Source organism: Endozoicomonas sp. ONNA1 (genome assembly GCF_024606325.1).
In the GTDB taxonomy this organism is placed as follows: Bacteria; Pseudomonadota; Gammaproteobacteria; order Pseudomonadales; family Endozoicomonadaceae; genus Endozoicomonas_A.
Map to the genome: position 1 here is coordinate 1 of NZ_JAHHPN010000345.1, position 1928 is coordinate 1928.

Annotated in this window: 3 protein-coding genes and 1 pseudogene; all 4 read left to right on the forward strand. The window is 40.5% G+C overall.

Translation table 11 applies throughout. The annotated features are described in order from the left end of the window. A pseudogene (locus tag KDK19_RS07815) lies at positions 1-202 on the forward strand (hypothetical protein); the annotation flags it as partial. After that, positions 189-824 (forward strand): class I SAM-dependent methyltransferase, encoded by a 636-nt coding sequence (locus KDK19_RS07820; RefSeq protein ID WP_257291686.1) that lies wholly within the window; start codon positions 189-191, stop codon positions 822-824. The pseudogene KDK19_RS07815 and the gene KDK19_RS07820, both read left to right, overlap by 14 nt. Next, positions 821-1486, forward strand: coding sequence for an acetyltransferase (locus KDK19_RS07825; RefSeq protein ID WP_257291687.1), 666 nt, complete (start codon positions 821-823; stop codon positions 1484-1486). Before KDK19_RS07820 ends, KDK19_RS07825 begins: the two co-directional genes overlap by 4 nt. Further along, complete coding sequence (locus tag KDK19_RS07830; RefSeq protein WP_257291688.1) at positions 1483-1884, forward strand: hypothetical protein; 402 nt, start codon at positions 1483-1485, stop codon at positions 1882-1884. Before KDK19_RS07825 ends, KDK19_RS07830 begins: the two co-directional genes overlap by 4 nt. Positions 1885-1928: the final 44 nt, after the last annotated feature.

The window sequence follows — 1928 nt, forward strand, 5'->3', positions numbered from 1 at the left end:
GTATATTTCATATTTAATAGCTCAATGGTTGTTTTGGGCTAGTCCTGTATCCGGCTGGACATCAGTGATGGCTTCAATCTGGTTGATTGGTGGTATGGTGATTTCGTTTATTGGGGTTTTAGGTATCTATCTCTCAAAGATTTTCTCTGAGACGAAACGCAGGCCTTACACGATTGTTAGGAAGGTTTATGAACAGGGATAGAACCAAGCTTCTCTCTGAAGTCGCGGATTATTATTCTGCCAAACTGGCTGAGCATGGTGAAACGGCTGGTGGTGTGGACTGGAATGGCGAGGAAAGTCAGGCGCTAAGATTTGAGCAGCTATGCAAGATTATTGATGTTACGGAGAATTTCTCAATAAATGACCTTGGTTGTGGTTTCGGGTCACTTTATGACTACCTAGAAGCAAGGTATAAGATGTTTTCATATAGCGGTATAGATGTTTCAAAAGATATGGTGGAAACCGCAAATAATCGATATGCCGATAAAGAAAACGCTTGCTTTGTCGTGTCGAACGAGCCTGAATCTATATCAGATTACTCAGTGGCTAGTGGGATTTTCAATGTGCGGATGGAGCGCTCTGATGATCAATGGCGTAAGTACTTTGAAGAGACATTGGCTGTTCTCGATCGAAATAGTCGACTAGGTTTTTCTTTTAATTGTCTCACTTCATATTCGGATGAAGATAAGATGCATGATTATTTGTATTATGCAAATCCTTGTGAGTTATTTGATTTATGTAAGCGTCGATATTCGCTCAATGTTGGGCTCCTGCATGATTACGGTTTGTATGAGTTTACGATTTTGGTGAGGAAAAAATTATGAAGCGTTCACTAGTTATATTTGGTGCTGGAGACATTGCTCAACTCGCACATTATTACTTCAGTACGGATTCGGAATATGAGGTTTCGGCGTTCACGGTAGATTCTGAGTTCATTGATCAAAATGAGTTTTGTGGCTTACCTGTCGTACCTTTTGAGGAGGTTTTGAACTCATATCCCCCAGATAAGTATGATTTTTTTATTGCTCTTAGTTATTCGAAGTTGAATTCTATCCGCAAGGAGAAATACTTGCAGGTGAAATCACTGGGTTATGATGTTGCAAGTTATATCAGTTCTCGTGCGACGATTTTAAATGAAGGTGATATTGGAGAAAATTGTTTTATTCTTGAAGATAATACTGTTCAGCCATTCGTTGTGATAAATAACAATGTTTTCTTGTGGAGTGGTAACCATATAGGTCATCATTCTGTGATCAAGGATCATGCGTTTATTGCGTCACACGTTGTGGTCTCTGGCGGTGTTGAGATAGGTGAACAATGTTTTATCGGTGTCAATGCGACACTTCGTGATCATATCGCCATAGGCGATAAATGTGTAATCGGTGCTAATGTGTTGATGCTGTCTGACGCGGAACCCAGTGGTGTATATATCGGTAAGGCAACCGAAAGGTCAAGAATTCCAAGCGAGAAGTTGAGGAATATATGACATGTAAATGGAGAAAGCTCGGTGTGGTTTTCTGTCCAACTGGAAAATCTGATTGGATGAGATCTCATGCTGCCGTACCAATTGCTGAGCATGTCAGGGATGATATTTTTAAGATATATTTCAGCACCAGGGATGACTCCAATCGAAGTTATACCGCTTATGTTGTTATTGATATCAATCAGCCAAACAATGTATTAGAGATTTCTGAGAGGCCTGTTCTAGAGCCTGGATCACCAGGTGAGTTTGATGATAGTGGAGCAATGGCAACCTGGTTGACGTACTACAGGAGCGAAAGGTTTTTATACTATATAGGTTGGAATCTGGGGGTCACAGTTCCGTTTCGAAATTCTATTGGCCTTGCTGTTAGTGGATGTCAGGATGATGCTTTTTCACGTTGATATAATGGCCCGATCGTTGATAGAACCATGAATGAGCTTTTTAA

What these genes read in the sequence shown, in the direction of transcription:
- KDK19_RS07820 (WP_257291686.1), top strand. Translation starts at nt 189, where the DNA reads ATGAACAGGGATAGAACCAAGCTTCTCTCTGAAGTCGCGGATTATTAT.
- KDK19_RS07825 (WP_257291687.1), top strand. Translation starts at nt 821, where the DNA reads ATGAAGCGTTCACTAGTTATATTTGGTGCTGGAGACATTGCTCAACTC.
- KDK19_RS07830 (WP_257291688.1), top strand. Translation starts at nt 1,483, where the DNA reads ATGACATGTAAATGGAGAAAGCTCGGTGTGGTTTTCTGTCCAACTGGA.